The following is a 7,341-nucleotide window of genomic DNA, read 5'->3' on the forward strand; positions in this document are numbered from 1 at the left end:
AGGCGTCAGCCGATTGATTTTTCCTCGACTTTCCCTGCCGTTCCGACGGACAGGTCGACGAGGCCCGCCCGCATCATCCACCAGAACAGCAGAACGCCGGGCACCGCCGCCGCAGTGGTTAGCAGATAGAATTGGACATAACCGAATTGCTCGATCAGCGCGCCCGCGGTGGTGCCGGTGACGAAGCGTCCGACGATGCTCGCCGCCGATGAAATCAACGCATAATGTGCCGCGGTGAAGCGCAGGTCGCAGAGCGCGGAGAAATAAGCGACGACGACGACGCCACCGATGCCGCTGGCGAAATTCTCGAACCCGATCGCCCCCGCCATGCCGATGTTGCTTTTGCCCGTCGCAGCGAGCAGCGCGAAGCTGAAGTTCGACACCGCCATCAGGATCAGGCTGACCAGCACCGATCGCTTCATCCCCATGCGCGAATAGATGATACCGCCGACGAAAATCCCGATCAGATAGGCCCAGAAACCGATGCCGACATCATAGATCGCGATCTCGTCATTGGTGTAGCCCAGATCGTCGAACAGCAGGCGGAACGTCAGATTCGCCAGCGTGTCGCCGATCTTGTGGACGAGGATGAACAGCAGCACGAGCGGCGCGCCCTGCCGCTGGAAAAATTCGACGAAGGGGCCGATGATCGATTGGACGATCGCGCTGCCGCCCTTGCGCTCGGCCGGGCTGCGATGCCGTTCGGGCTCGCCGTTCCACAGCGCCGCGATCACGGCGGGTAGCGCAAAGAGCGCGCAGGCGAGATAGGCCGCTTCCCACCCGTGGCGCGCGGCAAGATAGAGGGCGAGCGCGCCGGCGGCGGTCGATCCGATACGCCAACCATATTGGCTCATCCCCGACCCGATGCCGAGTTGTTCGGGTTTCAGGATTTCGATGCGATAGGCATCTATCACGATATCGAACGTCGCGCCTGCCAGCCCGACAAGGATCGCCGCGACCGCAACCTGGAAGATATCGGCCTTTGGATCCTGCATCGCCAGATTGGCTACCGCGGCCATCACCAATGCGGCGGCCAGAATGATCCACGACACCCGCTGACCAAGACGGCCGAGCACCGGCAGGCGAACCCCGTCGACCACCCACGACCACAAGGGTTTCAGATTATAAACGAGGAAGGCGAGCGTGAAGGCGGTCACCGTCTTCTTGTCGATACCGTCCTGCGCCAGCCGCGTCGTCAGCGTCGCGCCGATCATGGCATAGGGGAAACCCGACGACACGCCGAGCAGGAAAGCCGCGACCGGCGCGCGTTCCAGATAGGGCCGGATGCTGTCCCACCAGCCCTGCGGTGCCGGCGTCACGCTGTCTGCTTGCAAAATCGGTCTCCCCTGACGCCCGGACATGACGCCCATGGCCTAAAGCGTCGGAGGCAAATTGGAAGCGGCTAATTCGGGCGCTGCGCCGAAACGCCGCGCGGTCACGCCGCTTCGGGGCGCCAGAAGGTGACGAGGCCGCTGACCTTGCGCGGCGCCTTCTTCTTGCAGGTCATCGTCTCGACCGCCTTCACCGCCGACAGCAGCGCCGAGGCGCTGTGCGGCTTGCCGAGGCAGGCGACCGCAATCTCTTCGGCGTCGGCGGGGCATTCGCCGGTCACCAGCAGCACCGCGATGCCGCGGTCGCGTGCCAGGCGGGCGACCTCGCGGCCCGTCATGTGGCCCGCCAGGCCAAGGTCGAGGACGATCGCGTCGATCTGGGCCGAGGCGATCACCTGGACCGCGGCTTCGCCCGAATCGACCGTCGCGACGACGTCGTAGCCGCCATGCTTCAGCGTCCGCTCGCTATCGAACGCGACCAGCGGGTCATCCTCGATGACCAGCAGGCGCTTGATGCACGACGGGCGAGACGCGAAGAGCATATAAACTCCCTTTACAGACGCCATGACTCGCTCTTGCCTTTCCTGCAATATCGCTTCGGCTTGCCATCGACGAAGCGATCGTTTTCGGGCTATGAGCGTGATCACAAAGTCACAGTTTGTGTCTGAAAACGACAAGAAAGCCCCATCCGTTCCCATGACCACCCGCCGTCCACCCCGCAGCGCGCCGCGTTCGGCACCCGCTGCTGCTCCGCGCGGCCGCCGCGCCGCGCGCGCCGCCGCGCCGTCCCCGGGGCCCAAAGCCGAGCCCGAGCGCGAGGACGGGCCGCAGCGCATCGCCAAGCTGCTCGCGCGCGCCGGGGTCGGGTCGCGCCGCGATGTCGAGCGGATGATCGAGGAAGGACGCATCGCGCTCAACGGCGAAACGGTCGCGCAGCCCGCGCCGCTGCTCGCGTCGCTCGACGGGCTGACGGTCGACGGCCAGCCCGTCGCGAAACCCGTCTCGACGCGCCTCTATCGCTTTCACAAGCCCGCGGGCTACCTCACCGCCGCGCGCGATCCCAAGGGGCGCAAGACGATCTACGACCTTCTGCCCAAGGGGCTGCCGCGGCTGATGCCGGTGGGACGGCTCGATTATAATACCGAAGGCTTGTTGCTCCTCACCAACGACGGCGAATTCAAGCGCCAGCTCGAGCTGCCTGCGAGCGGGGTCGAGCGCACCTATCGCGCGCGCGCCTTCGGCGACATCAGCCAGACGCAGCTCGAGGATCTGGTGGAGGGGATCGAGATCGACGGCATCCGCTACGGCAAGATCGACGCCAATCTCGAACGGCGCACCGGGCGCAACCAGTGGATCGAAATGACGCTGACCGAGGGCAAGAATCGTGAGGTGCGCCGCGTCCTCGAACATCTCGGCTTGCAGGTCAGCCGCCTGATCCGCACGCGTTACGGCCAGTTCACGCTCGAAGAGCTGGGCATGGGCCAGGTCGAGATCGTGCCGCGCGACGAATTGTTCCAGTTCCGGCGCCGGCTCGGCTGATGCGGGTCATCGCGGGCGAATGGCGCGGCCGCAAGCTGCTTGCGCCGAAGAATGACGCGACGCGCCCCACCGCGGACCGCACGCGCGAGACGCTGTTCTCGATGCTCACCAGCCGTGTCGGCAGTTTCGAGGGGTTGTATGTCGCCGATCTGTTCGCGGGCTCGGGCGCGCTCGGGATCGAGGCGCTGTCGCGCGGCGCCGCACAGTGCCTGTTCGGCGAGCAGGATCGCGACGCACTCGACGCGCTCCGCCAGAATCTCGCAGCGCTAGGCGCGGCGCCGCGCGCCGACGTGCGCGCGGGGTCGGTTCTGGGTCTCGGTCCCGCGCGCCGCAGCTTCGACCTGCTGCTGTTCGACGCGCCTTACCAGACGGGCGCGGGCAGCGTTGCGCTCGATAAGCTGAACCGGCTTGGCTGGGTCAGGCCCGATAGCTGGATTTCGGTCGAGACCGGGGAACGCGAAAGCGTCGACGTCGCGGGGTTCGCGATCGATGCCGAGCGCCGCGTCGGCAAGGCGAAGCTGACGCTGCTACGTCCCGAATAGCCTCGCTATTCGGACATCTTCGTGCGCACCATCAGCAGTCCGATCCAGCTCACCACCCCGGCGAGCGCGAGGTAGAGCCCGACCACGCCGGTCCCGCGCCAGTCGCTCAGCCCCTGCGCGATGATCGGGGCGAGCGCGCCGCCCAATATGCCGCCGGCGTTGAAAGTCACCGACGCGCCGGTGTAGCGCACGCGCACCGGGAACAGTGCGGTCAGCCAGCTTCCGAGCGGGCCATAGACGAGGCCCATCACGAACAGCGCCGCCGCGAGCCCCGCGAAGATGACCGGCCAGCTTCCCGACGCCAGCGACGGTCCGAAGATCAGCCCGACAAGGATCGTCGCGCCGCATCCCCACGTCAGCACGCGCTGCGCGCTCGACGCGTCGCTCGCATAGCCCGCGAAGACGATGCCGCCCGCCATGAACAGGATCGCGCCGAGCTGGACGAGCAGGAATTGCTCCTTGGGATAGCCGAGCGTCGTCGTGCCGTGCGCGAGCGCGAAGCTGGTCGAGAGATAGAAGATCGCGAAGCAGGCGACGACCGCAAAGGTGCCCGCGAGCGTCGCGAGCAGGTGGTGCCGCAGCAATTCGCCGAGCGGGACGCCGACGGGTGCGTCCTGCTGCAGCGCTTCTTTGAAATCGGGCGTTTCGCCGATCTTGAGCCGCACCCAGAGGCCGAGGCCGACCAGCACCGCGGAGAAGAGAAAGGGGATGCGCCAGCCCCAGCTCGCGAAATCGGCATCGTTCAGCATCAGGCCGAGCAGCAGGAAAAGCCCGTTCGCGGCGATGAAGCCGACCGGGGCGCCCAACTGCGGAAACATGCCGAAGCGCGATTTCCATCCGGGCGGCGCATTCTCGACCGCGAGCAGCGCCGCCCCGCCCCATTCGCCGCCGAGCCCCAGCCCCTGCCCAAAACGCAGGATGCAGAGCAGCAGCGGCGCGACCCAGCCCACCATCGCATAGGTCGGCAGAAAGGCGATCAGCAGCGTCGAGGCGCCCATCAGCATCAGCGAGGCGACGAGCGTCGACTTGCGCCCGACGCGGTCGCCATAATGACCGAAGACGATCGCGCCGACGGGCCGCGCGAGGAAAGCGAGCCCGAAGCTCATGAAACTGAACATAAGCTGCGCCGACGGCGATTCGGCGGGAAAGAAGAGCGGCCCGATCACCAGCGCCGCGGCCGTCGCATAGACGTAGAAATCATAGAATTCGACCGCGGTGCCGACGAGGCTCGCGGTCAGGATGCGGCGGTGCTTGCGATAGGGTGCCAGGTCCATGGGCGACGCCCCTTCCTCTTATTTCGATCGGGGCCGCTTTGGACGGGTTGGGGCATTTTGTGCAAGGCGGAAAGCAACCGGATAGTTTGAGAGGAACTGCTATAATTCCCTTCGTCATCCCGGACCCTTCGACAGGCTCAGGACAGGCTTGATCCGGGATCCATTCCCTCAACGCTGGTAAGAATGGATCCCGGATCAAGTCCGGGATGACGATGAACAATAGGGTGGTTTATAAGAAGCTCATCCAATTGGCGAAGCGGCGTCAACCGCGCTAGACGCACCCTATGACTGCATTCCACCAGATAGGCATCGTTGGCGCGGGCCGCGTCGCGCAGGCACTGGGGCTTGCCCTCGCACCGCATTCGGACGCGCCGCCGCTGCTGTGGGCGCGGTCCCCCGTCAAGGCGCACGCTGTCGCGCACGCTGTTGTCGCACCCCAGTTGGATAATGTCGCAAAGACCTGCGACATCATCGCCATCGCGGTGTCGGACGACGCGCTCGGGGCCGTCGCCGCCGATCTCGCAGCCACCCTGCCCTCCCTCGCCGCGCCCTTCGTCTTTCACGTCAGTGGGAGCAGCGGCGCCGCAATCCTCGATCCGGTGCGCGGGGCCGGGGCGCTGACCGCGGCGATCCATCCGGCGATGACCTTCACCGGCGACGCCCGCAGCGAGACCCGGCGCATGACGCAGGCGCGATTTGCAGTCACCGGCTCATCGCCGGAGGCCAGCGACATCGCGCGTCAAATCGTCGGCCTGCTCGGCGGCGTGGCGGTCGAGGTCGCCGAGGAGCGCCGTCCGCTGTATCACGCCGCGCTTTGCCATGCCTCCAACCATCTCGTGACGCTGATGGCGGGCGCCTCGCACGCACTGACCGCAACGGGCGTGGACGATCCCGCGGCGCTGCTCGCCCCGCTCGTTCGCGCGGCGCTCGAAAACAGTCTGGAACGCGGTTTCGCGGCATTGTCGGGCCCGCTGCAGCGTGGCGACGAGCGGACGGTCGCGGGGCATCTTGCCGCGCTCGCCGCCGATTGCCCCGCCCTGCTCCCCGCCTATCGTGCGATGGCGCTCGCGACGCTCGACGAATTGGGGCGGACCGAGCCGTCGGTGCTGCGCCATGCACTGGACAGCGCCGCCGCTGTTCCCTAATCGTTCGCGCGTGAACAGCCTCCCCGCCTCGCCGCCCGATCCCTCGGACCCGCCCTATCTGCAGGGCCTCAACGACCCGCAGCGGCAGGCGGTGCTGACGACCGAAGGGCCGGTGCTGATGCTCGCGGGCGCAGGCACCGGCAAGACCGCCGCGCTGACCGCGCGGCTTGCGCATATCATCGCGACGCGGCGCGCCTGGCCGTCCGAAATCCTCGCCGTCACCTTCACCAACAAGGCGGCGCGCGAGATGCGCGAGCGCATCGGAAGGATGATCGGCGACGCGGTCGAGGGGATGCCGTGGCTCGGCACCTTCCACAGCATCTGCGCGAAGATGCTGCGCCGCCACGCCGAACTGGTCGGGCTGCAAAGCAATTTCACCATTCTCGACACCGACGACCAGCTTCGCGTCCTGAAACAGCTCATCCAGGCCGAAGGGCTCGACGAAAAGCGCTGGCCCGCGCGCCAGCTCGCTGGGCTGATCGACAAGTGGAAGAACCGCGGGTTGGTCCCGGGCGATCTCGATGCGTCGGACCGCGAAGCCTATGCCGACGGCAAGGGGCAACATTTCTATGCGCTGTATCAGGCGCGGCTGAAGACGCTCAACGCCTGCGATTTCGGCGACCTGCTGCTCCATATGCTGGTCATTCTGAAGACACACCGCGACGTGCTCGAACAGTATCAGCAGCGCTTCAAATATATCCTCGTCGACGAATATCAGGACACCAACGCCAGCCAATATCTCTGGCTCCGCCTGCTCGCGCAAAGCCGGAAGAATATCTGCTGCGTCGGCGATGACGATCAGTCGATCTATTCGTGGCGCGGCGCCGAGGTGGCGAACATCCTGCGTTTCGAAAAGGATTTTCCCGGCGCGACGGTGATCCGCCTCGAACAGAATTACCGTTCGACCCCGCAGATTTTGGCCGCCGCCTCGGCGCTGATCGCGCAGAACAGCGACCGGCTCGGTAAGACCTTGTGGACCGAGCTCGATGCGGGCGACAAGGTGCGCATCGTCGGCGTGTGGGATGGGCCGGAGGAAGCGCGGCGGATCGGCGAGGAACTGGAGGACCTTCAGCGTCAGCGCCTGTCGCTCGACCGCGCCGCGATCCTCGTCCGTGCGCAGTTCCAGACGCGTGAGTTCGAGGATCGCTTCATCGCGATCGGGATGCCGTATCGCATCGTCGGCGGCTTCCGCTTCTACGAACGCGCGGAAATCCGCGATGCCCTCGCTTATCTCCGTCTCGTCCAGTCGCCAGCCGACGATCTGGCATTTGAGCGCATCGTCAACGTCCCGAAACGCGGGCTCGGCGACAAGGGGCTCGCGCGCATCCACCAGTTTGCACGGCACGAGCGCGCGCCGCTGTTCCACGCCGCGTCGCGGATCACCGAGACCGACGAACTGACGCCGCAGGCGCGCCGCCAGCTCGCCAATTTCGTCGCGCAGATGCCCGGCTGGCAGGGCAAGGCGGCCGAGCTGCCGCATCCTGAACTGACCCAGCTCATCCTCGACGAA

At 66.3% G+C, this 7,341-nt stretch carries 7 protein-coding genes; 4 read left to right on the forward strand and 3 right to left on the reverse strand.

Features of this window, described 5'->3' with window-relative positions; genetic code table 11:
• Positions 1–5 precede the first annotated feature (5 nt).
• On the reverse strand, positions 6–1,361 hold the full coding sequence (locus VHO04_RS12745; RefSeq protein WP_414713112.1) for an AmpG family muropeptide MFS transporter: 1,356 nt from the start codon (positions 1,359–1,361) through the stop codon (positions 6–8).
• Positions 1,362–1,435: 74 nt separating this feature from the next.
• Entirely contained in the window at positions 1,436–1,873 is a 438-nt protein-coding gene (locus VHO04_RS12750) for a response regulator (protein ID WP_329628622.1), read from the reverse strand.
• A 154-nt stretch (positions 1,874–2,027) separates the two neighbouring features.
• Here VHO04_RS12750 and VHO04_RS12755 point away from each other — a divergent pair, with 154 nt between their 5' ends.
• Both VHO04_RS12755 and rsmD read left to right on the forward strand, forming a co-directional pair.
• On the forward strand, positions 2,028–2,870 hold the full coding sequence (locus VHO04_RS12755) for a pseudouridine synthase (RefSeq protein ID WP_329628623.1): 843 nt from the start codon (positions 2,028–2,030) through the stop codon (positions 2,868–2,870).
• Positions 2,870–3,412 carry a 16S rRNA (guanine(966)-N(2))-methyltransferase RsmD gene (gene rsmD / locus VHO04_RS12760; RefSeq protein WP_329628624.1) on the forward strand — a complete coding sequence of 181 codons (543 nt, stop codon included), beginning with the start codon at positions 2,870–2,872 and terminating at the stop codon, positions 3,410–3,412. Before VHO04_RS12755 ends, rsmD begins: the two co-directional genes overlap by 1 nt.
• A gap of 5 nt (positions 3,413–3,417) precedes the next feature.
• Here the strand turns inward: rsmD and VHO04_RS12765 are convergent, their stop codons facing one another.
• Positions 3,418–4,686 (reverse strand): MFS transporter, encoded by a 1,269-nt coding sequence (locus tag VHO04_RS12765; protein WP_329628625.1) that lies wholly within the window; start codon positions 4,684–4,686, stop codon positions 3,418–3,420.
• 284 nt (positions 4,687–4,970) lie between these two features.
• Here VHO04_RS12765 and VHO04_RS12770 point away from each other — a divergent pair, with 284 nt between their 5' ends.
• Both VHO04_RS12770 and VHO04_RS12775 read left to right on the forward strand, forming a co-directional pair.
• On the forward strand, positions 4,971–5,831 hold the full coding sequence (locus VHO04_RS12770) for a Rossmann-like and DUF2520 domain-containing protein (protein ID WP_329628626.1): 861 nt from the start codon (positions 4,971–4,973) through the stop codon (positions 5,829–5,831).
• Between the two features lie 10 nt (positions 5,832–5,841).
• Positions 5,842–7,341, forward strand: a 1,500-nt coding sequence (locus VHO04_RS12775; RefSeq protein ID WP_414713110.1) for an ATP-dependent helicase, incomplete at its 3' end; no start/stop codon positions are given.

It is taken from the genome of Sphingopyxis sp., assembly GCF_036261875.1.
Lineage (GTDB): Bacteria > Pseudomonadota > Alphaproteobacteria > Sphingomonadales > Sphingomonadaceae > Sphingopyxis.

Bases quoted from the DNA above. Each gene is read 5' to 3' on its own strand.
- VHO04_RS12745 (WP_414713112.1), bottom strand. From the start codon at position 1,361: ATGTCCGGGCGTCAGGGGAGACCGATTTTGCAAGCAGACAGCGTGACG.
- rsmD (WP_329628624.1), top strand. From the start codon at position 2,870: ATGCGGGTCATCGCGGGCGAATGGCGCGGCCGCAAGCTGCTTGCGCCG.
- VHO04_RS12770 (WP_329628626.1), top strand. From the start codon at position 4,971: ATGACTGCATTCCACCAGATAGGCATCGTTGGCGCGGGCCGCGTCGCG.
- VHO04_RS12755 (WP_329628623.1), top strand. From the start codon at position 2,028: ATGACCACCCGCCGTCCACCCCGCAGCGCGCCGCGTTCGGCACCCGCT.
- VHO04_RS12750 (WP_329628622.1), bottom strand. From the start codon at position 1,873: ATGCTCTTCGCGTCTCGCCCGTCGTGCATCAAGCGCCTGCTGGTCATC.
- VHO04_RS12765 (WP_329628625.1), bottom strand. From the start codon at position 4,686: ATGGACCTGGCACCCTATCGCAAGCACCGCCGCATCCTGACCGCGAGC.